Genomic DNA, 23254 nt, shown 5'->3' on the forward strand with positions numbered 1-23254 from the left:
ATATTTTTTGATAATTCATAACACTGACTTTGAAATGTTTAGAATAATTTTGCATTAAGCCGAGATGATTGTAAGTACGCTTGCTACTAACTAATCTTTGTAAAAATACTTCTTTAGTAAGTCTGTTCCCTTCTGTCCCATTTTCTCCAACATCTCCTCAATTTTCCCCATCGCTAGCGGCGAGGGTTTAGAACGTCCATTTTCCCAACGGTTAATTGTGGTATAAGTAACACCCAGAGTAGCTGCAAACTGTTCTTGCGTTAGCCCAGTCAAAAGCCGCAGATCACGAATGATTTGCCCCACCTCTGGCTGATTGATAGTCAAGGGTTTTTTAATAGTCATTTATATTTGAATCTTTATCTTCTAGTTTAAATAGCTTATGCTATATTATTTGTTACATACTAACAATGTAAAATTGCCGATTTAATCAGTTAATATACTGAAAATATGTTTTTATAGTAAACTTATTTTCCTTTAATTAAGGGAATTTTTTAAGTGGTATTGAATTTGAATTCAAGCGAGTCAAAATTGGGAAACGTGAATAACTCAGTATTAATCGCCCTGACCCTCACCGCGTCTATAGTCTTATCGCCAGTTAGCATTGCTGGTACTGTCCAAGGTTCAACCGATACCATCAAAATGTCTTCATTTAACCTCAGTTCCCAAAAATGGCAAAACCGCGTGTTACTAGTGTTTGCACCGTCTGTTGATAACCCTAGCTATCAGCAGCAGATGCAGTTATTTGACCAGCACCAAAACGGTTTCAAAGACCGGGATTTAGTTCTCGTTCAGGTTTTGGCAACAAATAAAAGCTATGCCAACGGACAGTTAATAGATGAGTCTTCTGCTGCCAATTTGCGAAATCGCTTCAGAGTTGATAAAGAAAATTTTCGCGTCATTTTGGTAGGCAAAGATGGTGGTGTTAAGCGTAGTGACACGACACCAGTCCCAACGACAGCAATTTTTGAGCAAATTGACGCTATGCCGATGCGCCAGCAAGAAATGCAAGAGCGAGGCAGAAAGTAGCTATAAAATTCTTAGCATCAAAGTTAGACTAAGAGTCGAAAGTGAAATAGAGTGCGATCGCATCCTCGCAAAGTGAAGCTGTTGCGATCGCCACTGAATTTTGAAGCAAATATAGTCAACCAAGTTGGCTAACAAAAATGAAATCTATATTTTCTCAAAACTCAAAACAGATAGAATTACCTCTCCAGTTAGTAACTTATCAAAATAAATTTTCTTTTATCGATCTATTTGCTGGTATTGGTGGATTTAGAATCGCTTTACAAAAACTAGGTGGTCAATGCTTAGGATATTCTGAAATAGACAAACAAGCTATAAAAGTTTATCAACAAAATTTTATCAGCTATTTAAACAAAGACGAAATTGAATTAGGAGATATAACAAAAATCAGTGAACTTCCATCTCATGTTGACATAGTAGTTGGTGGTGTTCCGTGTCAACCTTGGTCAGTTGCAGGTCGTTTAAAGGGATTTGAAGACAAGCGAGGAAAGTTATGGTTTGATGTAATTAGATTAGTCAATACAAATAAGCCTAAAGCCTTTATATTTGAGAATGTCAGTGGATTAGCAAGCCCTAAAAATATAGCTAATTTGGAACTCATTGTACATGAATTGGAAAGCATAGGATATTGTGTTAAATGGAAAGTCCTCAATGCTTATGATTTTGGTTTACCTCAAAATAGAGAGAGAGTTTTTATTGTTGGAATTAGAGATGATGTCGAAAAATGCCAAGAGTATAAATTTCCTATTCCTTTGAACATTCATCCTAAAGTTTTAGATATATTGGATGATATTAAATCTACAAAAGTTATTGAAAAAGTGAAGTTAGATCAATATACTTTATTTAAAGGTATGATTCCACCATCAAGAACTCGATTTCAAAAAGATGATGAATTAAATGATTTCTTCATTTTTTCGGATTTAAGAAATGGACATACAACAATTCACTCTTGGGATATTATAGAAACCAGTGATAGACAAAAAATGATTTGCTTAACTCTTCTAAAAAATAGAAGAAGTAAAAAGTATGGAGAGAAAGATGGTAATCCTTTATCTTTTGATAATTTTAAACAGATAATATGTGATATAGAGATTAATGAATTAAATGAATTAGTCCAAAAAAGAATATTCCGATTAACTGCTGATCATAAGTATGAATTTGTTAATTCTAAGAATATGACAGGTATTAATGATATTTATAGAATTATTTTACCTACTGCTGATATTATGCCAACTTTAACTGCTACTGGCGCTAAAGACTATATAGCAACAGTATCAATTCATGCTAGTCATCCACAGGAGTATAAAAATATTTTCTTAGAAAAAATTTATAAACAGAAAAGATTTATCCCAATCATGGCAAAACACGCTTGTAAATTACAGGGTTTTCCTGCAAATTTTGAATATCACAAAAAAGATGATATTGCCAAAAAACAGTTTGGTAATGCTGTTCCTGTACCTGTTGTTGAGTATGTAGCTAAAGAGTTGCTAACTATTCTTGATATTTAAACTAATTTTGGTAAAAAATATCATTAAATTCGGCGGCAAAGTTTTCTTGTCCTAACTCGACAAAAAGTGCTTTCAATTGCTCAAATGTGTTTTCAGTTCCAGAACAAAAATCCCAAAATTCATTTTCAACCCATATATCTTGAGCGATATCTAAAGGAGAACTAAATAACTTACTTTTTTGTTGTTCATACCAAGATTTTGCAAAAGGATTAAAAGGAATAGCAATACGAGCTTCTAACTTAGCATTAGTAGTTTTAGCAAGTCTATAAGCGTACCACTGTAGCATTTGTTTGTTAAATTTTTGAAAATCACCTTGATTTGGCTGTGCAGTTTTTATATCAAAAAGATATTCAATTCCGTCTTTAAACAAATGAATATCAACTCCAGTTCCCGATGGAGGAGATATGTATATGTAGGCGGCGATGTCTTGAGGATTGGTTTTTGCAGCAACGTTTTTTAGCCTCTCCATACATTCTTCTGTTGAAACTCTTCTGTTATTAGGCTTATTTTCACGTTCATAAACTAATTTATCCAATTCATTCTGCAAAGCTGGAGGAAACTCAGTTGGAACTAATATCTTATCTTGGATAATTTCAAATCCATTTATTTCAGCTAATGTTTTAGATATAGGTTCCCAAAAAGTTGTTCCTAGACTTGTTTCTAATCCACCTATTAGAGAACGTATTCGTCTTTCCTTAGGAAAAATATCATCTAATACTTGGTAATTTGTTACTTTTTTATTGCTAAAAAATCTTCTAATTGAAATTTTAAGATTTTCCTTAATTCTTTCTTTAAGATAGTCATCCATAATTCAATTGTTTGATGTTAATTAGGGCGCACAAGATAATATGCCCAACCAACAAGATGGTAGAGGCTACTTGTTGCATACTAACAATGTAAAATCGCCGATTTCATCAGTTAATATACTGAAATTGTGTTTTTACAGTAAACTTATTTTGCCTTAATTAAGGAAATTTTTTAAGTAATATTAAATTTGAATCTAAGCGAGTCAAAATTGGGAAACAGCGTAGTTTACCGCCGTAGGCATCGCCTCAACTTCTCCCATAACTGAAGTGCGATCGCAGTCTCAAAATCCCTTTACACTCGATGCTAAGTAAATACACCATATCAAAGACCCTTAAGACAATAAGGTAAGTTTAATAATAAAGTTTTTCAATAAATTTTATATTTTTGTAACTCATATTACTTGTTATACTACCTTTAATGCTTATTTTTAGGGCTTTTAACCCTTACTTAGCCAGATCAGTTGTTACCTTGACTAATCCATGAGGTTAAGAGAGACTAACTAAAGACTGACGTGTTTGCTAATAAAATTAATAAGATTTGTAAAGATTGTGATAAACATATATTAAAAGATGGAAGATTACTAAAAAAAAGGTAATTCTGCATCTCAAGCAAAAATGTTCCTATGGCTATATTTATAGCCTTCTGTTAAGGCAGTACAATTCAAACGTACTTATCCTGGTTGGCCAAGAGCATGGAGACATTAGAGTTCATAATTTATCCAGACGGTAGGGTACAAGAAAAAGTCACTGGTATCGTAGGTGCGTCTTGCGCTGAGGTTACAGCAGCAATAGAGGCACAGCTGGGGCAAGTACTTAATCATGAGCCAACCTCAGAATTCTTCGCCGCTCAGGTGCAGCAATCTAATGTGGCGAATACGCAAAGCACTTACAGCAATTGGTAAGTTTTCGCAGTCGTTTAGTGTCATTAATTCATAACAATCATGTCACACTTTAGCCAAATTAAGACTCAAATCCGTAACCTTGATTCTTTGAAAGATGCTTTGACTGAATTGGGCGTAGACTGGAAACCAGGGCCACAGGAGGTACGTGGTTATCGCGGTCAAACCCATCCTGCCGAAGTTACTATTAAGCAGGAAAATGGCTACGACATCGGCTTTAGATGGAATGGCAAGGAATATGAACTAGTGGCTGACTTGCAATATTGGCAGCAAGATTTGTCTGTGGACGGATTTTTGCGCCAGGTAACACAGCGTTATGCTTATCAAACAGTTGTGAAAGAAACTGCTCGTGTTGGCTTTCAAGTCGCTGAACAACAAAAAAATGAAGATGGTTCAATTCGCTTGGTAGTACAGCGCTGGAGTGCGTAATGGCTGATTTTCTGCCGTCGTCGGAAGCACAACAAGACAACCGTTCCGGTTTTGAACCAGAATTAGGGGGTTTTTTACGGGATGCCCCAGAACGTTCTGGTTTAGAACCGGAATTGGGTGGTGTGCTGCGTCAAAATGGTGTTTATGTTGACGAGATCACCTGTATTGGTTGTAAGCACTGCGCTCATGTGGCGCGTAACACCTTTTATATTGAACCAGATTACGGGCGATCGCGCGTGGTTCGCCAAGATGGGGACGCTGAGGAAATTATCCAAGAAGCAATTGACACCTGTCCGGTTGATTGCATTCACTGGCTTGATTACACTCAACTGAAAAAGTTAGAAGAAGAGCGCAAATATCAGGTAATTCCTGTAGTGGGTTATCCGGTGGAACATGCAGTCGCTGCTAGCGAACGTCGGCGTAAAAAGCAAAAGTTAAAGACCAAAAAATCCGTTTATTAAGATAAAAACCTTAAATTAACATCACAAAGGACTGGTATATCCAGTCCTTTTGTTTTTGGTCAATGCCGGAGGCAGGGGAGCAGGGAGCGGGGAGCAGGGAGCAGGGAGCAGGGGAGAGACTGGGACAGAGCTTGTACTCCGCCCCAGATCGAGCGTCCTTTATGACGGGGCTTGATACCCATGTTCCGCTTCGCTCCATAGCAGGGGGGAAGGGCTTGCTCCCCCAGCTAAGTGCCCCCTTCCCAGCAATACTTTCACCAGCAAATGCTGTTTATCATTCTTGGGCGCGCAGTCGTGCATCAATTCACTTATTTCGCTCCCAAAGCTTTTAAAGTTGCTACCTCTGCTTCAGTCAACCCCATCACTTCAGTAATAATCATCCCTTCATAGGGGCGGGCTGGTCTCAAAGTTTTCCGACATTGCCCCGTAGTAATATCCCAAAAGTTGATTGTTTCATCCTTGCTGCCACTGAGGAGAGTTTGAGCATCTGGGAGCAGACTAAGGGACCACACCCAATTGAGATGATTGCATAGTGTAGCAAGGCAGTCTCCAGTAAGTATATTCCAAATTTTGATAGTTTGATCGCTGCTACTGCTAATCAGGCGATCGCCATCGTCGGTGAACAGAATACAGAGTATCTGGCTGGTATGCCCAGAGAATGTACGCAGACAAACCCCTGTGTCAACGTCCCACAGGCGCACCAAGGAGTCATCACCACCAGTAGCAACGTATTGAGTATCTGGACTCACCGCAACTGCCCAAACCCGGTTAGAGTCTGCCTCCCAAGTATGAAGACAAGTTCCTGTTTCCAGATCCCAGCGTTTAACTATCGAATCATAGCTACTGCTGAAGAGAGTTTTTCCATCAGGGCTAAAGGCGATCGCCAACACAGAACCAGGATGCCCCTGCAATGTTTGCAAACATTCACCAGAAGGTACATCCCATATCTTGATTGTATGGTCGTAACTGCCGCTAGCAAGGAAGTTATTCTCTGGACTAAAAGCAACTGCCCAGACCCAACTATCGTGACCATGCAAGGTTTTGAGGCATTGCCCTGTATGGGGATTCCAAAGTTTAATAGTGCGATCTGCACTGGCGCTGGCCAGGAACTGTCCATTGGGACTGAAGGCAACAGAGAAAATACGATTTCTATGTCCATGTAGTACACGAAAAGGCTGGAGGTCAACCTTTAAGCGTTGGGAAGCATTGACATCCCAGAGTTTAATTGTCTGATCTTCATGTCCACTGGCAAGTAAGTTTTGCTGCCAACTGTGTGCAATTGCATAAATAGCATTGCTGTGTCCTTGCAAGGTTTTAGTACACTTTCCAGTCTGAATCTCCCAGACTCTAGCCGCGTGGTCATCTCCACCGCTAGCAATTAGGTGTCCTTGAGGGTGGAAAGCAACTGACCAAATCCGATTTGTATGCTTTTCCAGCGTATCCAGACATTTCCCAATGTCTATGTCCCAAATTTTCACGGTTTGGTCATAGCTGCCACTGGCTAGCCGATCACCTTTGGGGCTAAATGCTAGTGAGGTAATAACTCCTGCGTGTCCCGGCAAGGTCATCAAACACACTCCAGTATGAAGATCCCAAATTTTCACGGTTTGATCAAAACTGCCACTTGCTAACATTTGCCCTTCTGGACTGAAGGCGATCGCTTTTACCCAGTGCTGATGCCCTTCTAGGGTTTGCACACAACATCCAGTTTCTGAATCCCACAGCTTGATTGTGTTATCTTCACCAGCCGTTGCTAAAATTTGACCTGTGGGAGGAAAAGCTACACTCCAGACACAAGCATGATGTCCTTCCAGAGTTTGCACACATTTTGCTGTTGTGTGCTTCGCTGTAGTACTCCGTGCAGATTATTCTTGGTAACTTTTTCATCCAAAGCTTGAGAGAGCGATCGCCACAGTTGTGAGCCAACGTCTTTGATGTGACCGGGGTCATAAGTGACTTCTCGCGCCATATCTAAGTAAGTTTTACCTTCCCAGGTGTAGCGAAAGACAATCTCTTGCGCTCTTGTTAAGCGTCCTCGTTTCAATAATCGTTCAACGAGTGCGATCGCTTCTTCAACCGTCATTTATTTACGTAGTAATACAGGTTAACTACAATATTCCCACAATAAACTTGATTTTTCCCCAAAAGTTTACGTAAATCTACCAAAAAGACCCGACTTTTCACGTTATATGGAAAAGCCCACAAAAAACCTAACCCTCTTCCCGACGCGGGAAAGGGGAAAATTCCCTGAAGCAGTAAAATGATGATTAATGATGAACTTGAGCTATTGCGATGAATGCAGAACAAGAGTTATTACAAAAATGGCGCTTCCTTACCCCCGACAAACAACAACAGGTTTTAGAGTTTGTGGAATTTCTTCACCTCAAAACAGTCAATTCACAAATATTAACTCATGGAACCAAAACTCAGTTAGGGGAACGGTTACGGCAAATACGCGCCAAAATTGTTGCTTCAGGTGAACCCTTACTAAGTCAAGATGAAATTGAAAAAGAGATAGCTAGTCAGCGAGGTGGGTTACAAGATATGGGTGAATGAACATAACTTTTATTGATGCCGGAGTCCTGGTTACAGCAGCGCGTGGTGTGGGGGATATATCCGAAAAAGCCCTTGAAATCCTAGCAGACTCAGAACGAGATTTTGCCTCAAGTGTATTTATCAAGTTAGAAGTACTTCCCAAAGCTATTTACAATCGCCAAACAGAAGAAGCCGATTTTTACGCAACCTTTTTTAGTGCTGTCACTTACTGGGCTAGGGATTTAGAAAAAATTATCCAAGATGCTCATAACATCGGTTGTCAGTACGGTTTGGCGGCAATGGATGCTCTACACGTAGCAGCAGCACTGTCAGTTGGTGCTGGCGAATTGGTGACAACAGAAAAACCGACAAAGCCGATGTTCCGAGTTACAGGTATTCAAGTAATTTCTATTTTTGACTAATAGTCTTGATGATTATGGTAAATAAGTCCCAAGTTGATTACCAAAAATTCAAGATCGCGATCGCGTTGCTACTACAGCGCTTCCCGCTATTATGCAATACAGTTTTTCTCCTTGCCCTTTCCTAGCATAGCTTTCAGCTTTGAAAATGTACCTCAATGTACCTCATAGCTGCCGGAAGTGCTGTAAAATGTGCAGACTGGCCTGGTGGAGTTTGTAAGGAAGCATACGGTGAAATTACCTGTGGACCTCCAGCACCTCCTAACTGGATATCAGGCTATTCAAATAATTCTAATTCTAACAACCGTAGCTCAAGTATCTATGGTGTTTGGGCTGTACAAAATGGTAGGTGGAATGGTATTTTGCGGATGCAAGGCAACTCTGGAAGAATGATATTGGCTAACAGTGCAGGAGCAGCTGTAGAACAAAGGATGACCCTTAAGGTAAACCCTGAAGGTGGATATATTCTTGATGGAGAAGTTTTAGTGTGGTATGTGCGTGGAAGATATAATGCTGATAATTTTTATGTCGAGCGATTTTCTAAAAAATCAATTTCTGTGAAGAATTGCGATGATGCTGGAAAATGCAATTCTGTAAATTTGGTGTATTTAGGAAAGTGAATTTAAGAGTTATTATGACGCGATGCCTACGTCGGTAAACTACGCACTTTCTCTAAGATAAATCTTCCAGATTGCTGTCTAAACAACCAATAAACTCTCGTGCTGCTTCAGTAAAAGAAACTTCTTTATTATCGGTTTCTATCTGCTCTTGGATCTGACTAATTTTGCCTATTTTTAATTCTAAGAACTCAATAAATTCAATAACTTCGTTTCGCTGCTCAATAGGTAATCTCTTGATTTTGGCGATCGCTATTTCTAAGGTAGTCATTTTGATCATTCTCCCTTCACACTTAAGCCAATCCTATTTTAGCAAAACTCAAAAGTGATAATGATGTCTACGATGGTCACTGAGCTTGCCGTTGGCGCAGCCTCTCGCAGAGAAGTGCGGGCGTAGCTGCACCACTTATCAATCTTTTCAAAAGGCGATCGCTTTGATCGCATAGTTGACTGTTAGATATCGCTAACGAATCCTCTGAGCGATAGCCGAGGTAATTTTTTGCTTGATACCGATACTGTCAGATGTATGAGGTAAACTATGCGATTATTTCGAGTTGAGGTAAATAGGTCAGAGCGATCGCTTTCTCCATCACACGATGATTTTATGCGATGCCTAAACTCTCTTTTTTGAGCTTTATGAGTAAACAGCTCATCAAATCGGCTACACCATTTTTCACATGTACTGTGGCATGGCTGCGGAGGTTGTCTCTAGAGTCTTTACACTTAGATTTTACTGAATTTTTTAAAGTCAATAAAAAGACACATATTTTTTTGTAGAAAATCCAAAAGACAAAGCAAACTGAACTATCTATACAAAAGATAACCGGATTACGGGAACCGATTGCAAACTTTGAAATTCTTCATAAACATAGCCTCTATGTTACCATCTGGATGGTTTTAGACGGATCGTAACTGGCTTTCGAGTATAAACGCCAACGGCCGTAGCGTCTCTAAATTTGGTGGTTGAGGAGAGAATAATAGTGCAAAATAGCATGTCAGTGGCAGAACCGAATCCATACACACAGCGTAACCAGCCACGACCGATCCGCATAGGCGTGATTGGGGTGGGTAACATGGGACAACACCACGCTCGCGTGCTGAGTTCAATGAAAGATGTTGAACTAGTCGGTGTAGCAGATATTAACGTCGAGCGAGGATTAGAAACTGCCAGCAAGTACAAGGTGCGTTTTTTTGAAGATTACTCTGACTTGCTACCCCTTGTGGAAGCAGTTTGTGTTGCTGTTCCCACCCGGTTGCATTACGCCGTGGGCATTAACTGTCTTCTAACGGGAATTCATGTTTTGATTGAAAAACCGATCGCAGCCAGTATTTCTGAGGCAGAATCCCTAGTAAATGCCGCAGCCGAGTCTCAGTGTATCCTACAAGTAGGTCATATTGAGCGCTTCAATCCAGCATTTAAAGAACTGAGCCAAGTGCTGAAAACGGAAGAATTACTGGCGCTAGAAGCCCACCGGATGAGTCCTTACTCAGATCGGTCAAATGATGTTTCCGTTGTGCTAGATTTAATGATCCATGACATCGACCTACTTCTAGAATTAGCTGCTTCCCCAGTGACAAAATTGACCGCTAGCGGTACTCGTGCCCTGGACTCTGGTTATTTAGATTACGTAACTGCCACCTTAGGATTTGCCAATGGTATTGTCGCTACCCTAACTGCCAGTAAAGTCACTCACCGCAAAATTCGTCGGCTTGTCGCTCATTGCAAAAATTCATTCACTGAAGCAGATTTTCTTAAGAATGAAATTTTGATTCATCGACAAACGACTGGTAACTCTCTCCCTGATCACCGACAAGTACTTTACAGGCAGGATGGTGTAATTGAAAAAGTCTACACCAGCAATATTCAACCCTTGAGTGCAGAACTAGAACATTTTGTCAACTGTGTACATGGTGGCAATCAACCCTCAGTGGGTGGTGAACAAGCTCTCAAAGCCCTGAGATTAGCAAGTTTGATTGAGCAGATGGCGCTGGAAGATCGAGTTTGGAATCCCTTAGACTGGGAATCGGAACCGAGAGTACAATCGTTGACCCCGACAGCATAAAACACTAGGGGAAGACGGAAAGATGGGGGGAACAAAGTCATTGTCTACTTTCCTCCCTCATAGCCCCAACCTCAGAAAGGAAACCTAGATTGTGTTTTGAAATTTGTCATAAAATCTTTAGATCCCCCCTAGTCCTTATTAAAAAAAGGGCTAAGGGGGATCTAAATAATTAGAAAATGAAACCTAGCTTCCACTTCTCTTATTCTGTTTCCCAATTGCGGCATCAATTTTTAGTGCAGCCAAGTTATCTTGACTCCCATGAGGGCAGATAGTTAACTTTTGAGAAAGCTAATGCTGAATTTAGTTAAGACTTACGGGTATTCTACGAACTCTTCTCTACGAGACGATGCGCGTTGGCGGAAGCCTCTCGTAGAGATAGGCGGTTCGATAAATTAAGCTTTTTAGCAATTTTTCCGTAAGTCCTGTTAGTAACAAAACTAATGTAGTAATTTCAGGAATTGACTTAATGCTTGAATGGATAACTAATACAATCAACTATTTCGGCTATTGGGGAATCGCCCTGCTGATGTTCCTAGAAAACCTTTTTCCCCCCATTCCTTCAGAATTGATTATGCCACTGGCTGGATTTACAGCAAGTCCATATCAACCAGGAGGGGCAAAGCTCAACATTATTGGTGTGTTTTTTGCAGGACTTTTGGGTTCTGTACTAGGCGCACTTATCTGGTACTACCCTGGGAAGTTGTTAAGTGAAAAGCGGTTGAAAGCTTTGGCTGACAGGTACGGCAAATGGCTGGCTATATCCAGCAAAGATATCGACAAGGCAAGGCGCTGGTTTGACTCTCAAGGTAACAAAGCAGTTTTGATTGGTCGCCTTGTTCCAGGAATCCGCACCTTGATTTCCGTTCCTGCTGGTATGACCAATATGCACCTGCTGCCATTTTTGTTTTATACAACCTTAGGTAGCGCTGCTTGGGTGGGCTTGCTAACATACTCAGGATACGCATTGGGTAGTCAGTATGAACTTGTGGACAAGTATCTTGCTCCTGTGTCAAAAATCGTACTTGGGGGTTTGGTTTTAGCATTTGTTTTCTGGATACTCAAGCGCCAGCTAAGACGTATCAGAAGATGAAACACGGCCGCTTTTGGTTTGAAAGCAGTAAAAGCAGGGGTTACATCTGGCCAAAATTCGCCTACACTATGCCAAATAATACTAGATGTGCGATCGCATTGGCGTAGCCTCTCCAAGAGTTACCCACTGGAAGTATCGCCAGAATTAATTTTTGGCGTATTTCTAGCTACACTTGACGCAACCTAGAATTTATGGTTGCTCGCATTTTTGTAAGATTGAGCATGACAACTTTTTACAGTTAAGTTTGAATTAGGAGCTTTTATGACAGACCAACCTTCCGCCGCTACCCCAATCAATGCCGCTGCTATACCGATGAATAGAGTGTCGGCATCAATTCCCATAAATGCTGTTAATAATCCCATCCCAAACACAAACAACCCTCCTGGAAAAACTATTCTCAGTGTTGATTTAGGCAGAACTTCCACTAAGACTTGTGTGAGTCGTGAACCAAACAATGTGGTGTTTGTACCTGCTAACGTTAAGCAGATGTCAATAGAACAAGTACGTGGCGGTGTTTTTGAAGCCAGGGCTACTGATCCCTTAATGGATTTGTGGCTAGAGTATCAAGGCAATGGATATGCTGTTGGGCAACTGGCAGCAGATTTTGGAGCAAATCTAGGAGTTGGGCAATCTAAGGTAGAGGCTGCATTGATAAAAGTGTTAGCAAGTGCTGGCTACTTCAAACTCAGAAATGATATCTCAGTCGTACTAGGTTTGCCTTTTCTTTCCTTAGAACAATTTGAAAAGGAAAAAGCACAGTTGATTAGCCAAGTAGGTGGCCCTCATGTGTTGAACTTCCGAGGCGAATCTGTGTCGCTGAACGTCAGTAAAGTTTGGGTAATGCCAGAGGGCTACGGCAGCTTGCTGTGGTCTGAAGCTCAACCAAAGAAAAGTCCGGGCAGTCCCGATTTTACAAAAATATCGGTGGCGATCGTCGATATTGGACATCAAACCGTCGATCTTTTGATGGTAGATAACTTCCGTTTTGCCAGAGGTGCTTCTAAGAGCGAAGACTTCGGGATGAATAAGTTTTATGAATTGGTGTCCGCCGAAATCGAGGGAGCAGATAGTCAATCTCTAGCGCTGATTTCCGCTGTTAACAAACCAAGGGGTGAACGCTATTACCGTCCTAAAGGCGCTAGCAAGCCCACCAACTTAGACGATTTTCTTCCCAACCTCACGGAGATGTTTTCTCGCGAAATCTGTAGCCGTGTGCTAGCCTGGTTGCCAGAACGCGTCACTGACGTGATTCTCACTGGCGGCGGTGGTGAGTTTTTCTGGGACGACGTTCAACGTCTGCTTAAAGAAGCAAAGATTAATGCTCATTTAGCAGCACCTTCCCGGCAGGCGAATGCTTTGGGGCAGTATATTTATGGAGAGGCACAATTATCCTCCAATCGCGCTGCTAGGGCCTAAAGCTGATGTTCCAATGGTCAAAAAAGGTAGTTAAATCCGTCACGTTCAACCCAGAGCTTGCTGATGAAAGCTTGTTAGCGCAAGTAGAAAGTTATTTGGAAAAACAACCCGACAAGACTTTCAGTGACCTCTGTAAAGAAGCCTTGTGGCAATCTTTATGTGTACCGGAATCTGTACGACCTGGTCCACAAACAGCAGCAACAACACCGATTGAACAACAAATTGGTGAACTGCAACATCAAGTGGCTGGCCTTGAGGAACGTTTTTTTGCTAAGGGATCTAATCGTTTGGAGGCGATGGAACAGCATCTTCTGCAACTTTCTCAACAAGTTGCACAATTGGCCATCATAGTCAATAGTCGATCAATCATTCAGTCTCCAACTCAATTAGAAGTAGTAAATAATACTTCTTATACTGTTGCTGCCCCTCCTCAAGAAGTTGACCCCGTAATCAGTCGCCTTAGTCAGTTTCTTGATGATTTTTAAGAAACAATCAGCCTTTTGAGCATTTTTTGCTCTTGTGAACAATCCTTAATAGTTAATACTATTAAGGATTATTAATATTTATATAGGATTCCTATTCGATTTTTGAAAAAACGACCTACATCTGAAAAGTGGCGATCTAAGTCCTAGCTCTAAACAAGCGAAAAGAATACTTTCATAAGTGTCTCAGCTTTAACTTGACATTAAGGGACACCATTATGGTAATATATGTTGCCTATAATTAAAGAGTTGGCAACCCATGAGTTTAGCTGTAATTAAGTTCTCTTCGGAAGAGTGCGGCATCTGCCACAAAATGTCTTTTTATGACAAAAAGGTGGCTGAAGAACTGGGTTTAGAATTTATCGATGTAAAAATGCAAGATACGGCTGCTTACCGCAAGTATCGGAAAATTTTATTGACTCAGTATCCCGATAAATCAGAAATGGGATGGCCTACTTATATCATCTGCAATTCTCCAGAAGGGGAATTTCAGATTGTGGGTGAGGTAAAAGGAGGTCATCCCAAAGGAGAGTTTAGAAGTCGTCTTCAAGAGGTTCTAGATTCTACAGCGAGTCAGAACTAAATTACCTCAAAAGATTTGACCTCCAGGACAGGGCCAATCATGGCAGCTGTCATAATATCTTCACGCACCTGTCCTTTAACTTTTGCCTTTTGTCCAGCTTTGAGTAAGTCTTTGTCAGCCCCTCTGAGGATTTCGTAAGTAACGCCTTCTTCTGTGACTAACGCCCATGCGCCTATGCCAATATCACGATGTTGGATTGTACCTGTAAGTGTAATCATAAACAGTGCTGAGTGCTGAGTGCTGAGTGCTGAGTGCTGAGTGAGGGGCAGGGGGCAGGGGGCAGGGTAAAGAAGAGGAAATAACTAATACTCAATGCCCAATTCCCAATGCCCTGTTCCCCGTTTACAATTTATGCTGTTTTTTCTTCGTTTTTCAATGCTAAACGAGCAAGTCCATAACAGATTAGGGCATTGGTAATGAGGAAGATACGTGCTAAGTCACCACTTCCAAAACCCCAAACTGCTGGATCGTAAAACGCACTTACTGTCAAGCACGCTGCCACTCCTAAGGTTGAACCAATGGCAAACCATTTCCAGCTAGGATGTCCCAGCAGCAATGCCATTAACACAACGGGAATCAGTACGCTGGCAAATAGGGGATTCAACGCATCAGTTCCCTGGAGGGTATTGCCTAGTTCGGGAATTGAGCTGCCTAAAACCCGGAAAGGCCACTGGGGAAGATCAAAGATATAGATTCCTTTGAGGAAGAATAACCCAGAACTGCCAGCAATTAAGCCACTGGATAAAGACCAACTCCAAGTGAATGGGAAGTAAACCCGTAAAAACCAAGCCAGTAGATAGGAACCAACTATCATTAAAATCTTGGGTAAAAGTGCGATCGCACCACCATCAATCCAAAAGCCGGGGTTAAAATAACCGTTATCGCGTAACCATCGGAAGAAATCTGGGAAACTGATTTGCCCTGTGAAGGCTAGTTTGACTGCTGCTTCGGCGTTGAGTTGTCCAGCGCCATAATAGTTCAAACCATCATCCTGGATAACTCGCGCCGACTGCTTGAGGACTTTTAAAACTTCATCTGGTTCTTTGATGCCAGCAGCTTTGATTAATGCTGCAACACCGGCAACGTGGGGAGAAGCCATACTTGTACCCTGGAAGCCCAGAAATACCCCTTCGCCATTTTCGTTGATAGTTTCTTGGAGAATTTTACCAGCGTCACTACCACCAGGAGCTGAGATATCTACTCCTGCACCAAAGTTAGAATAAGGCGCTTTTTCGCCATCTGGGCCAATTGCGGAAACGCCGATGACGTGGGGATAGCGGGCTGGATAGCTTGCTCCGTTGGCGTTTTCATTCCCGGCTGCGGCAATGATAACTACATTTTTTCTATGAGCGTAAGCGATCGCTTCTTTCATCAATTGGCTTTCACCACTACCGCCTAAGCTCATATTAATCACATCTGCGCCTTGATCAGCAGCAAATTTAATCGCTTCGGCAATATCGGCAACGGTACCGCCGCCATAGGAACTAAGTACCTTTAACGGCATTAAACTGGCTTCGTAGGCAATTCCAGCTACGCCATATTTATTATTTGTGGCTTGGGCAATGGTTCCGGCAACATGGGTGCCGTGTCCATGATCGTCTGTGGCTTCTTCTCGGTCGTTAACAAAGTCATAGCCTTTGACGAATTTTGTCTCATACAAGTCCCGCACCTTGGTAATCCCGGAGTCAATTACCGCAACTGTGATCCCACTGCCTTTGGTTTGACTCCATGCGCCTTCAATACCGATTTGGTGCAAGTTCCACTGCTTGCTGTAATATTGGTCATTGGGGCCAGTTAATGAGGGACTTGTTTCATCATCTTCTTGAGGTCGCAAAAATTCCCCTAGCCAAGCGGGTTCACCTGGTTGGGGAATCTTTGTGTAGATGTAATTTGGCTCGATGAATTCTGTGGCTTGGGCAAATTGAGATTTTTTCAGTTCTTGGAGTCGCTGCCGATCGCCTTTGATAATATATACATTATCTTTTTTGGAAAACTTGTTGTCTAATTGGGGTGTAACGTTGTATTGTTTGGCGATCGCTTGTAAATTCTGTTCCACCACAGATGATGGAATATCTTCCCGAAAATCAAGCAAAATCGTCTCAAACTCACCTTTAGCTGCCATTCCTTGAAAATTCAGGAAACCAAATATGGCAGATCCTAGCCCAATGACAAACAAGCACAATAATATAAGCTTTCTCATATTAACTCATCACCGCTTTTTGCCAGTTTGTTCACTAACATAACTTATCTCCATACCTTGTGGGGGGGATTTTTGACTTTTAGTTACAAGTTTCACTTGATTACTCAGGAACTTTATAAACGATGGAACGCGGTCTTTTGTGGTTGCCCCTGTTAGTAGTGTTTTTCTGGTTGGCTTGGCAAGGCTCGAAGGAGTATCAAAAAGTTGAAGCCTATCGCGCCTGGGCAGAGCAATTTGAACGAGCTAAGTATGATATTTATGCTGTGTTAGGTCAAAAAAGTAATAATATAACCTGGGGAAAACCCACGCCTCAAGGGCCGATTAAACTAGAAACATTCTCTCTACTTAATGTCCAGCAAATCTATCTTTTGATAGATGGCAAATCTGTAGATGTTGAAAATCCACCGGAAAAAGGTCGTTCTATAGAGTTAGAATTTCTATTTTCGGAATCTACTAACTCAGTGCGGGTTCCCTTTACAGAAATACCTTTGGCGGCGGAATGGGGTAAGTTTTTGCTCTTAGTATTACAAGGCTTGCGATCGCCACAAAATCAGTAGTTATTTATGTACAGCTTATCTCATAACCATTGACAAACATCTTTACAATACATCAATTATGTGTAGGGGCGTACAGATATACGCCCCTATTACCTATGTATCTGTAAGTGAAAGGGTATTACTGCATCGGAAAAATAGAGAAAGTCAAATTTAATAAGCAAAATGTCATTTGACTTACTCAAAATGCCATTTGACTTACTCAAACCCCAGTTTGCTTACTCATTTTGGTGTTTTCCGCAAGCAAAAGCTCATTTGACTTACTCAAACCCCAGTTTGCTTACTCATTTTGGTATTTTCCGCAAGCAAAAGCTCATTTAACTTACTCAAAAGCTTATTTGACTTACTTATTTCAGTAAATCCTGCACTCATTCGAGTAATTCAGACACTCGTGACAACTTAACGTGAAAAAAGCGGTTAAAAACCCCATCTACACAACCAAAACCCACCTGCGTGAGTTAAGAACCCTTGATTTTGTATTAGTCCACGGAGGTGGACTTTGTTTGTATAGCCGCGAATTCTATTCGCCAGGCTTAAGTTACTACTTTTTCACCACTTGCAGGCGCTGAATTACCATCGTCATCCCATTGCCTCGCAGAATGACAGCAGAAATCCATTGGCTACCAGGAGTAAGTGGTGCTTTTCCGACTTTAAACAGTCCACCAGATGTAAGTAATTCCAAATCTACTGATGTGGGGTTAAAAAACTTATCTGGTTGAATAGGCTCCTCTAACGCTGTTCCTAGTAGAAAATCATCACCAAGTGGCTCTTGAACGATCGCATCAAAATTATACTTCTGACCAACTTTCACCTGCTGAGGTAATTTAATATCGATTTGCGGCGGCTTGCTCCCAGAGGTAAGTAGGGTGCGTTCTGACAAAATATCTTGGCGGACTATTTTTCCGCCTGTAATGCGCTGACGCGATTTAATTGTGGCATTGAGAGTCATGTTATTACCATTACCGGAGGGTAAGCCAGTTATCTTTGTTTCTGTTTCGGCGATGATGGCATTACCTTCAGGTTTTGAAGATAACAGTTTTGTACTGTATTGCAATTTAGGATATCGTTGCCAAAGTGAAATCAAGGACTTTTCTAAGGTTTGGCGGTTTAACCCATCCCCATGAATAAAATTGGAGCTGTAGAATTGCAACACTCCTTGAATATCGCCTTGGCTGGCGGCGGCATCAATTTGTGTCAACAGGTTTGTCAGATTGGCTGGTACATTTTGGACTAATTGCTGTGGTGTCGCCGCTTGAGTGCGTTGCCAATCACTTGTTAAACCAAGTGTCAACAGGAAAGAAATCAACCCGATGCTGGTTGATAATTTGAGTTGGTGTTTCATTAAGACGGTAATAATGTTAGTCATTCGTAATGAATTTACTGATTTGATTAGAGAAGGTAAGGAAATTGTTTTATCTTAGTTAAATTAGGCGCTAAACGGTAGAGGTTTGATTGGTAAACGCACCGATACGATTATTAATAGCTGCCAGTGGGACTGGTGGACATTTGTTTCCAGCGATCGCACTGGCCCAAAAACTTCCAGATTATCAAATAGAATGGCTGGGAGTACCCAATCGGCTAGAAACTCAACTTATCCCTAAAGAGTATCCCTTGAATACTATTGCAGTTGAAGGGTTTCAGCAAGGGTTTGGACTCTCCTCGATTCGCATTTTGGGTAAACTCGTTGGTTCAATTCTGGAAGTTAGACGAATTCTCAAACAAGGAAATTTTCAAGGAGTGTTTACCACAGGAGGTTATATTGCCGCGCCAGCCGTCATTGCGGCGCGTTCCCTCGGTTTGCCTGTGATTTTCCACGAATCTAACGCCTTACCGGGGAAAGTAACTCGCTTTTTTGGCCCTTGGTGTAGTGTAGTAGCTTTAGGATTTGAAGTAGCTGCTAAGTATTTGCCACGATCCACAAATGTCTGCGTTGGCACTCCTGTAAGAGAGCAATTCCTTGATGGGGCAATTAATGCACCCCTAGATTTAGCCATTCCTGATGGTGTTCCTTTAATTGTCGTCTTTGGTGGTAGCCAAGGCGCAGTTGCTATCAATAAGTTGGTGCGCGAATCTGCAAATGCTTGGTTTGATGCTGGTATTTATGTAGTACATTTAACTGGCGATCGCGATCCAGAAGCAGATAGTCTCAAACATCCACAGTACATAGCCTTACCTTTTTACAACAATATGGCAGCGTTGTTGCAACGAGCTTCTTTAGCCATTACTCGTTCTGGTGCTGGTAGCTTGACAGAATTAGCAGTGTGTGGAACGCCAGCGATTTTGATTCCTTACCCCTTTGCCGCAGAAGACCATCAATCCTACAATGCAGAGGTATTTACTTCATCTGGTGCGGCGTTAACGCTGAAACAATCCGAGTTGACAGCACAAACATTGCAAAGTAATGTGTTGAATCTGTTGCAGTCACCGGAAGAGTTAGCAAAGATGGGAGAAAAAGCTCATGCGATCGCAGTTCCCGATAGTGCAGAAAAGTTGGCGCAATTAGTGCGTGAAGTGATAGAAAATTAACATTTATTATTTAGCATGAGAAATTTATTCTTCCAGTTATGAAAATCCTATTCAGCCAAAAATTTCGTTTTACAGTAGGTTGTGCTGCTTTATTAGTTGTAAGTTTAGTCAGTAATCATTTATATACTCAGTCAAAAACTAAACAGTTAGCCCAAGAAAATTCCGTTCCACTTCAACTTGTTGCTCAACAAACATCTGATGAGATTATAGGCAAGGAAAATGCTTTTTCACCTCAGCAGAATTTAATATCAGCATCTACACCATATCCAGTTGTCGATGAGTTCAAAAAATATAAATTTAGCATTAATGGCAGTCAGGTTGTTACTCCAGCAAAACTGCCAAGTAGTAAGGTTAACTTCAATCAAGGGGATTTATTAACTGTTCTTGTTAATACTAGAAAATATTTTCAAGATTACGCTTCAGAAGATCCAGATATTCTGCGTACAGGAATGCTTGCCACTCAAGGAGTTACTGTGCCAGATGTTCTTAAGACTTTAGATTTCATGATTGCTGTCTTAAAGGAGGATATTGCTAATAATCGAGCCACTCGTTTACAAGATCCTAAGTTTATAAATACCAATTTCCGAGTTATCAAATGGACTGCCTATAATCCCAAAAATAAGAACCAAAAACAATTACGAATTACTAAATATGCTGTTTTTACTCATTCCGGTTCTCGCAAGAAAAGCTCTACTTTTAATACAGGAATTTATAGCTTAAAAGAAAACTCTAATAACGATAAATTCTATACTAGATATACTAAACAAGATGTTTTATCTGGTATTTATGAGCCAGGTGGTAGAGAGTTTGGAAAAGTTAAAAGTCTCGCTTATCTAACCAGAAATGGCTTAGAAGAAGCGTTGATGCAAGGAACAGTACTGATTAACTTTACAGATGGTTATAAGGCATTTTTTAATGTAGATAGAAATAATGGAATCTCTTATATTCGTGGATTACAAGCAACAGCACAAAAACGTTATTGGTATTTTAGAGAGGTTGATGCCATTAAAGGCTATGGATATAAAATAAATGCAAAAATTTCCATTAAACCAGAAGTAACCTTTGCTGGAGATGTTCTAAATATTGGTTTAGGTAAAGTAATTGTCATTGAACATACTAAAAATGGTCGTAAACACCTGCAAATGGGAGTTATGGCTGATACAGGTGGAGCATTTTTACCCAATCTTTATCAACTCGATTTTTTGGCAGGTATTTTTAAGAATCAAAGAGAATTTGGTCAGTATATCAGCCAATTGCCTGAGTATGCTACAGCATATTTTTTAGTAAAAAAGTAAAGTTTGGTAAGCGATCGCTTTATTTTTCCCGATTTATCCAATCTTTTCCATTAGCTAGCTGACTAAGATAATCATCCATAATCGCTGGTAATTCCTTTGCCGAATAAGTATATGTTAAAGCCAGAAAACTAATTGCTGTAGTTGAAATCTGGTTTTTATTTAGCATCGTTGACAACTGAGAGCGAGTAAATTTGCCATTCATTACTTCATTGCTAGCATCTGCGATCGCATCTTCAATTACTTCCTCTTCTATTAAATTCTCCCATTCATCTAAATCAATGTAGTAAGATGTTTTATTATCTTTGATATTCACTTCTTTAATTTCGCGGATAGCATTGCGAATAGAAGCAATCCAAGAATTTGTTAATCGCTGTTCTACTTGATTCTTAATTAAATGAATTAGCAAAATCCTTAAAAACGATTTGATCTGCCGCAGAATTGCCTTTTTACTCATTCCCTCTAATTCATCTACAATTGCCAAGGCATCTGCGTAACGTCCGTCCAAAATACTCTTTTTAAGGTCTATTAATTCTTGCGTCATTTTTTCACCGTTTACCTGCTTTCCAATCTTCTCCACCGACTAGCTGAGTTAAATTTTCAGTTACAACTGTGGGTAACTCCTTAGGTGAATAAGAATAAGTTAGTGCCAAAAAGTTTAAAGCAGTCTGAATAATCTGATTTCTATCTATTATTTCAGCCAGTTGGAATTGATTATATGCTCCATTCATTACTTCATCGCTGGTATCTGCGATCGCATCTTCAATTACTTCCTCTTCTATCAATTTCTTCCACTCGTCTAAATCAACGTAGTAGGATGTTTGATTATCTTTGATATTCACTTCTTTAATTTCGCGGATAGCATTGCGAATAGAAGCAATCCAAGAATTTGTTAATCGCTGTTCTACTTGATTCTTAATTAAATGAATTAGCAAAATCCTTAAAAACGATTTAATCTGACGCAGAATTGCCTTTTTACTCATTCCCTCTAATTCATCCACAATTGCCAAGGCATCTGCATAACGTCCGTCCAAAATACTCTTTTTAAGGTCTATTAATTCTTGCGTCATTTTTTTACTGTCTACCTGCTTTCCAATCTTCTCCACCGATTAACTGAGTTAAATTTTCAGCTACAACTGCGGGTAACTCCTTAGCTGAATAAGAATAAGTTAGCGCCAAAAACTCCAAAGCAGTCTGAGTAATCTGGTTTCTATCCACCATTTCAACCAGTTGAAATTCATTGTACATTCCATTCAAAACTTCCACGCTAGTATCACGCACTGCTGCTTCTATTTCATCTTCAATATAGGTATCCCATTCGTTTAAATTGATATAATAGGATTTTTTATTGTCTTTGATATTCAGCTTTTTAATTTCTCGAACTGAATTACGAATAGAAGCAACCCAAGAATTTGTTAACCTTTGTTCTAGTTGGTTCTTAATCAAATGAATCAGCAGAATCCTTAAATAAGCTTGGATATTCCGCAGAATAGCTTGTTTGCTCATTCCCTCTAATTCATCAACAATTGCCAAAGCATCTGCGTAACGTCCTTCCTGTATACAAGTTCTGAGGTCTATTAATTCCTGCGTCATTTTTATTCACCTCAAAATTTCATCATTGTAATTTCAATATAACAATTACTCCTCATTCATTGATGGAGCAGGTAAGATACCTGCTCTTGTTCATGCAGTATCTTTACTTCTTCGCTTGTATCACTTGCAAACTACCACCTGCATATAAAATTGGCTGACTTACTTTGAACTGATTCTCAGTTAACAATCCAGCCAAATCAGTTTTCAACAATTCCCAAGCTGTTTCCGTTTCAAACAACAACAAAAACAGTGATATCCCAGGCCAAAATATCGGATTTGTCGGAGCGTGAAAATCCACCAGCGTAAACACCCCGCCTGGCTTCAGCACCCGATAAACTTCATTAATAATTTTTCGTAATTGCTGAGGCTGCATCTCATGTAGTGCGACGCTGGTATGCACCACATCAAACAGATTATCTGCAAATGGCATCTTTTCAGCAAAAGCTTCTACATAGGAAGCTAATGGTACATTTTGCCGCGCCCGTTGCAAAGACTTGGGTGAAGCATCCAATCCTGTTACATTTTGTGATAAATTTACCAAAAATTGTGTCGTTTGACCACTGCCGCAACATAAATCTAAGACTTGAGTATCTGAGTGAATTATTAAGTCTTGCAAAGCAAGTTTCCGAAAACGGGTTTCTCCACCTACACTAAAGGCTGCTAAACGCGAAATACCATCATATAGCCATTGATAGCGGTAACTCCAATTCCTTAAAATTGTTGCCATTGCATATTTCCTTGCTATTAAGCTTTATATT

General features: G+C 40.4%; 28 protein-coding genes and 1 pseudogene. 16 read left to right on the forward strand and 13 right to left on the reverse strand.

Going from position 1 to position 23254, the window contains the following annotated elements:
- Window positions 1-90: 90 nt before the first annotated feature.
- Window positions 91-342 carry a helix-turn-helix domain-containing protein gene (locus F8S12_RS09440; RefSeq protein ID WP_196516037.1) on the reverse strand — a complete coding sequence of 84 codons (252 nt, stop codon included), beginning with the start codon at window positions 340-342 and terminating at the stop codon, window positions 91-93.
- A gap of 195 nt (window positions 343-537) precedes the next feature.
- On the opposite strand from F8S12_RS09440, the gene F8S12_RS09445 reads away from it, so the two are divergent.
- Entirely contained in the window at window positions 538-1026 is a 489-nt protein-coding gene (locus F8S12_RS09445) for a DUF4174 domain-containing protein (RefSeq protein ID WP_196516038.1), read from the forward strand.
- A 137-nt stretch (window positions 1027-1163) separates the two neighbouring features.
- A complete protein-coding gene (dcm, locus tag F8S12_RS09450) occupies window positions 1164-2531 on the forward strand; it encodes a DNA (cytosine-5-)-methyltransferase (RefSeq protein ID WP_196516039.1) in 1368 nt (455 codons plus the stop codon).
- Between the two features lies 1 nt (window position 2532).
- Here the strand turns inward: dcm and F8S12_RS09455 are convergent, their stop codons facing one another.
- Entirely contained in the window at window positions 2533-3339 is an 807-nt protein-coding gene (locus F8S12_RS09455; protein ID WP_196516040.1) for a TdeIII family type II restriction endonuclease, read from the reverse strand.
- A gap of 690 nt (window positions 3340-4029) precedes the next feature.
- Here F8S12_RS09455 and F8S12_RS09460 point away from each other — a divergent pair.
- Genes F8S12_RS09460 through F8S12_RS09470 form a run of 3 tightly spaced genes read left to right on the forward strand, consistent with a single transcriptional unit; the run spans window position 4030 to window position 5126 of the window.
- Window positions 4030-4239, forward strand: coding sequence for a DUF2997 domain-containing protein (locus F8S12_RS09460; protein ID WP_196516041.1), 210 nt, complete (start codon window positions 4030-4032; stop codon window positions 4237-4239).
- A 39-nt stretch (window positions 4240-4278) separates the two neighbouring features.
- Window positions 4279-4665: a DUF1257 domain-containing protein gene (locus F8S12_RS09465; protein WP_196516042.1), complete on the forward strand. Its 387-nt coding sequence runs from the start codon at window positions 4279-4281 to the stop codon at window positions 4663-4665.
- On the forward strand, window positions 4665-5126 hold the full coding sequence (locus F8S12_RS09470; RefSeq protein WP_196516043.1) for a ferredoxin: 462 nt from the start codon (window positions 4665-4667) through the stop codon (window positions 5124-5126). Before F8S12_RS09465 ends, F8S12_RS09470 begins: the two co-directional genes overlap by 1 nt.
- Window positions 5127-5434: 308 nt before the next feature.
- Here F8S12_RS09470 and F8S12_RS09475 read toward each other — a convergent pair whose 3' ends face one another.
- Both F8S12_RS09475 and F8S12_RS09480 read right to left on the reverse strand, forming a co-directional pair.
- Window positions 5435-6949, reverse strand: coding sequence for a WD40 repeat domain-containing protein (locus F8S12_RS09475; protein ID WP_196516044.1), 1515 nt, complete (start codon window positions 6947-6949; stop codon window positions 5435-5437).
- Window positions 6907-7209, reverse strand: a complete 303-nt coding sequence (locus tag F8S12_RS09480; RefSeq protein WP_196516045.1) for a hypothetical protein — start codon at window positions 7207-7209, stop codon at window positions 6907-6909. The genes F8S12_RS09475 and F8S12_RS09480 overlap by 43 nt, the downstream gene beginning before the upstream one ends.
- Before the next feature lie 209 nt (window positions 7210-7418).
- On the opposite strand from F8S12_RS09480, the gene F8S12_RS09485 reads away from it, so the two are divergent.
- From F8S12_RS09485 to F8S12_RS09495, 3 genes are all read left to right on the forward strand, one after another.
- On the forward strand, window positions 7419-7682 hold the full coding sequence (locus F8S12_RS09485; protein WP_196516046.1) for a hypothetical protein: 264 nt from the start codon (window positions 7419-7421) through the stop codon (window positions 7680-7682).
- Window positions 7679-8083 (forward strand): type II toxin-antitoxin system VapC family toxin, encoded by a 405-nt coding sequence (locus F8S12_RS09490; RefSeq protein ID WP_196516047.1) that lies wholly within the window; start codon window positions 7679-7681, stop codon window positions 8081-8083. The genes F8S12_RS09485 and F8S12_RS09490 overlap by 4 nt, the downstream gene beginning before the upstream one ends.
- A 155-nt stretch (window positions 8084-8238) precedes the next feature.
- On the forward strand, window positions 8239-8700 hold the full coding sequence (locus F8S12_RS09495) for a hypothetical protein (protein WP_196516048.1): 462 nt from the start codon (window positions 8239-8241) through the stop codon (window positions 8698-8700).
- Window positions 8701-8752: 52 nt separating this feature from the next.
- On the opposite strand, the gene F8S12_RS09500 is transcribed toward F8S12_RS09495, so the two are convergent.
- Both F8S12_RS09500 and F8S12_RS42275 read right to left on the reverse strand, forming a co-directional pair.
- Entirely contained in the window at window positions 8753-8968 is a 216-nt protein-coding gene (locus F8S12_RS09500; protein WP_196516049.1) for a hypothetical protein, read from the reverse strand.
- 275 nt (window positions 8969-9243) lie between these two features.
- A pseudogene (locus F8S12_RS42275) lies at window positions 9244-9388 on the reverse strand (IS701 family transposase); the annotation flags it as partial.
- 289 nt (window positions 9389-9677) lie between these two features.
- Here F8S12_RS42275 and F8S12_RS09505 point away from each other — a divergent pair.
- From F8S12_RS09505 to F8S12_RS09525, 5 genes are all read left to right on the forward strand, one after another.
- Window positions 9678-10760 carry a Gfo/Idh/MocA family oxidoreductase gene (locus F8S12_RS09505; RefSeq protein ID WP_196516050.1) on the forward strand — a complete coding sequence of 361 codons (1083 nt, stop codon included), beginning with the start codon at window positions 9678-9680 and terminating at the stop codon, window positions 10758-10760.
- A 466-nt stretch (window positions 10761-11226) separates the two neighbouring features.
- Window positions 11227-11850 (forward strand): DedA family protein, encoded by a 624-nt coding sequence (locus F8S12_RS09510; protein WP_196516051.1) that lies wholly within the window; start codon window positions 11227-11229, stop codon window positions 11848-11850.
- A 261-nt stretch (window positions 11851-12111) separates the two neighbouring features.
- Window positions 12112-13266, forward strand: coding sequence for a ParM/StbA family protein (locus F8S12_RS09515; protein ID WP_196516052.1), 1155 nt, complete (start codon window positions 12112-12114; stop codon window positions 13264-13266).
- A gap of 5 nt (window positions 13267-13271) precedes the next feature.
- Window positions 13272-13751, forward strand: coding sequence for a plasmid segregation centromere-binding protein ParR (locus F8S12_RS09520; RefSeq protein ID WP_196516053.1), 480 nt, complete (start codon window positions 13272-13274; stop codon window positions 13749-13751).
- Window positions 13752-14007: 256 nt separating this feature from the next.
- Window positions 14008-14331 (forward strand): thioredoxin family protein, encoded by a 324-nt coding sequence (locus F8S12_RS09525; RefSeq protein WP_196516054.1) that lies wholly within the window; start codon window positions 14008-14010, stop codon window positions 14329-14331.
- On the opposite strand, the gene F8S12_RS09530 is transcribed toward F8S12_RS09525, so the two are convergent.
- Complete coding sequence (locus tag F8S12_RS09530) at window positions 14328-14549, reverse strand: hypothetical protein (RefSeq protein ID WP_196516055.1); 222 nt, start codon at window positions 14547-14549, stop codon at window positions 14328-14330. The two genes, F8S12_RS09525 and F8S12_RS09530, sit on opposite strands and share 4 nt — an antisense overlap.
- Window positions 14550-14680: 131 nt before the next feature.
- Window positions 14681-16531: a S8 family peptidase gene (locus F8S12_RS09535; RefSeq protein WP_196516056.1), complete on the reverse strand. Its 1851-nt coding sequence runs from the start codon at window positions 16529-16531 to the stop codon at window positions 14681-14683.
- Window positions 16532-16653: 122 nt separating this feature from the next.
- Between F8S12_RS09535 and F8S12_RS09540 the strand changes: the two genes are divergently transcribed.
- Window positions 16654-17088 (forward strand): hypothetical protein, encoded by a 435-nt coding sequence (locus F8S12_RS09540; protein ID WP_196516057.1) that lies wholly within the window; start codon window positions 16654-16656, stop codon window positions 17086-17088.
- 538 nt (window positions 17089-17626) lie between these two features.
- On the opposite strand, the gene F8S12_RS09545 is transcribed toward F8S12_RS09540, so the two are convergent.
- Window positions 17627-18451, reverse strand: a complete 825-nt coding sequence (locus tag F8S12_RS09545; RefSeq protein ID WP_196516058.1) for a nuclear transport factor 2 family protein — start codon at window positions 18449-18451, stop codon at window positions 17627-17629.
- 86 nt (window positions 18452-18537) lie between these two features.
- Here F8S12_RS09545 and murG point away from each other — a divergent pair, with 86 nt between their 5' ends.
- Together murG and F8S12_RS09555 are read left to right on the forward strand one after the other, a co-directional pair.
- Window positions 18538-19611: an undecaprenyldiphospho-muramoylpentapeptide beta-N-acetylglucosaminyltransferase gene (gene murG / locus F8S12_RS09550; protein ID WP_196516059.1), complete on the forward strand. Its 1074-nt coding sequence runs from the start codon at window positions 18538-18540 to the stop codon at window positions 19609-19611.
- A gap of 38 nt (window positions 19612-19649) precedes the next feature.
- Window positions 19650-20906 carry a hypothetical protein gene (locus tag F8S12_RS09555; RefSeq protein WP_196516060.1) on the forward strand — a complete coding sequence of 419 codons (1257 nt, stop codon included), beginning with the start codon at window positions 19650-19652 and terminating at the stop codon, window positions 20904-20906.
- 19 nt (window positions 20907-20925) lie between these two features.
- Here the strand turns inward: F8S12_RS09555 and F8S12_RS09560 are convergent, their stop codons facing one another.
- The 4 genes from F8S12_RS09560 to F8S12_RS09575 all read right to left on the reverse strand — a co-directional run bounded on the left by F8S12_RS09560 (window position 20926) and on the right by F8S12_RS09575 (window position 23223).
- Window positions 20926-21447: a DUF29 family protein gene (locus tag F8S12_RS09560; RefSeq protein WP_196516061.1), complete on the reverse strand. Its 522-nt coding sequence runs from the start codon at window positions 21445-21447 to the stop codon at window positions 20926-20928.
- 4 nt (window positions 21448-21451) lie between these two features.
- A complete protein-coding gene (locus tag F8S12_RS09565) occupies window positions 21452-21973 on the reverse strand; it encodes a DUF29 family protein (RefSeq protein ID WP_196516062.1) in 522 nt (173 codons plus the stop codon).
- Window positions 21974-21977: 4 nt separating this feature from the next.
- Window positions 21978-22496 carry a DUF29 family protein gene (locus F8S12_RS09570; RefSeq protein WP_196516063.1) on the reverse strand — a complete coding sequence of 173 codons (519 nt, stop codon included), beginning with the start codon at window positions 22494-22496 and terminating at the stop codon, window positions 21978-21980.
- Window positions 22497-22599: 103 nt separating this feature from the next.
- A complete protein-coding gene (locus tag F8S12_RS09575) occupies window positions 22600-23223 on the reverse strand; it encodes a class I SAM-dependent methyltransferase (RefSeq protein ID WP_196516064.1) in 624 nt (207 codons plus the stop codon).
- Window positions 23224-23254 lie beyond the last annotated feature (31 nt).

Source organism: Nostoc sp. WHI (assembly GCF_015714725.1).
Taxonomy (GTDB): Bacteria; Cyanobacteriota; Cyanobacteriia; order Cyanobacteriales; family Nostocaceae; genus Nostoc.

Excerpts from the sequence above, each read along its gene's own strand:
- F8S12_RS09480 (WP_196516045.1), bottom strand. The coding sequence starts at position 7,209 with ATGACGGTTGAAGAAGCGATCGCACTCGTTGAACGATTATTGAAACGA.
- F8S12_RS09565 (WP_196516062.1), bottom strand. The coding sequence starts at position 21,973 with ATGACGCAAGAATTAATAGACCTTAAAAAGAGTATTTTGGACGGACGT.
- F8S12_RS09495 (WP_196516048.1), top strand. The coding sequence starts at position 8,239 with ATGTACCTCATAGCTGCCGGAAGTGCTGTAAAATGTGCAGACTGGCCT.
- F8S12_RS09440 (WP_196516037.1), bottom strand. The coding sequence starts at position 342 with ATGACTATTAAAAAACCCTTGACTATCAATCAGCCAGAGGTGGGGCAA.
- F8S12_RS09470 (WP_196516043.1), top strand. The coding sequence starts at position 4,665 with ATGGCTGATTTTCTGCCGTCGTCGGAAGCACAACAAGACAACCGTTCC.
- F8S12_RS09510 (WP_196516051.1), top strand. The coding sequence starts at position 11,227 with ATGCTTGAATGGATAACTAATACAATCAACTATTTCGGCTATTGGGGA.
- F8S12_RS09520 (WP_196516053.1), top strand. The coding sequence starts at position 13,272 with ATGTTCCAATGGTCAAAAAAGGTAGTTAAATCCGTCACGTTCAACCCA.
- F8S12_RS09485 (WP_196516046.1), top strand. The coding sequence starts at position 7,419 with ATGAATGCAGAACAAGAGTTATTACAAAAATGGCGCTTCCTTACCCCC.
- dcm (WP_196516039.1), top strand. The coding sequence starts at position 1,164 with ATGAAATCTATATTTTCTCAAAACTCAAAACAGATAGAATTACCTCTC.
- F8S12_RS09525 (WP_196516054.1), top strand. The coding sequence starts at position 14,008 with ATGAGTTTAGCTGTAATTAAGTTCTCTTCGGAAGAGTGCGGCATCTGC.
- F8S12_RS09530 (WP_196516055.1), bottom strand. The coding sequence starts at position 14,549 with ATGATTACACTTACAGGTACAATCCAACATCGTGATATTGGCATAGGC.
- F8S12_RS09465 (WP_196516042.1), top strand. The coding sequence starts at position 4,279 with ATGTCACACTTTAGCCAAATTAAGACTCAAATCCGTAACCTTGATTCT.
- F8S12_RS09500 (WP_196516049.1), bottom strand. The coding sequence starts at position 8,968 with ATGACTACCTTAGAAATAGCGATCGCCAAAATCAAGAGATTACCTATT.
- F8S12_RS09490 (WP_196516047.1), top strand. The coding sequence starts at position 7,679 with ATGAACATAACTTTTATTGATGCCGGAGTCCTGGTTACAGCAGCGCGT.
- F8S12_RS09570 (WP_196516063.1), bottom strand. The coding sequence starts at position 22,496 with ATGACGCAGGAATTAATAGACCTCAGAACTTGTATACAGGAAGGACGT.
- F8S12_RS09535 (WP_196516056.1), bottom strand. The coding sequence starts at position 16,531 with ATGAGAAAGCTTATATTATTGTGCTTGTTTGTCATTGGGCTAGGATCT.
- F8S12_RS09460 (WP_196516041.1), top strand. The coding sequence starts at position 4,030 with ATGGAGACATTAGAGTTCATAATTTATCCAGACGGTAGGGTACAAGAA.
- F8S12_RS09560 (WP_196516061.1), bottom strand. The coding sequence starts at position 21,447 with ATGACGCAAGAATTAATAGACCTTAAAAAGAGTATTTTGGACGGACGT.
- F8S12_RS09540 (WP_196516057.1), top strand. The coding sequence starts at position 16,654 with ATGGAACGCGGTCTTTTGTGGTTGCCCCTGTTAGTAGTGTTTTTCTGG.
- F8S12_RS09515 (WP_196516052.1), top strand. The coding sequence starts at position 12,112 with ATGACAGACCAACCTTCCGCCGCTACCCCAATCAATGCCGCTGCTATA.
- F8S12_RS09555 (WP_196516060.1), top strand. The coding sequence starts at position 19,650 with ATGAAAATCCTATTCAGCCAAAAATTTCGTTTTACAGTAGGTTGTGCT.
- F8S12_RS09455 (WP_196516040.1), bottom strand. The coding sequence starts at position 3,339 with ATGGATGACTATCTTAAAGAAAGAATTAAGGAAAATCTTAAAATTTCA.
- F8S12_RS09545 (WP_196516058.1), bottom strand. The coding sequence starts at position 18,451 with ATGACTAACATTATTACCGTCTTAATGAAACACCAACTCAAATTATCA.
- F8S12_RS09575 (WP_196516064.1), bottom strand. The coding sequence starts at position 23,223 with ATGGCAACAATTTTAAGGAATTGGAGTTACCGCTATCAATGGCTATAT.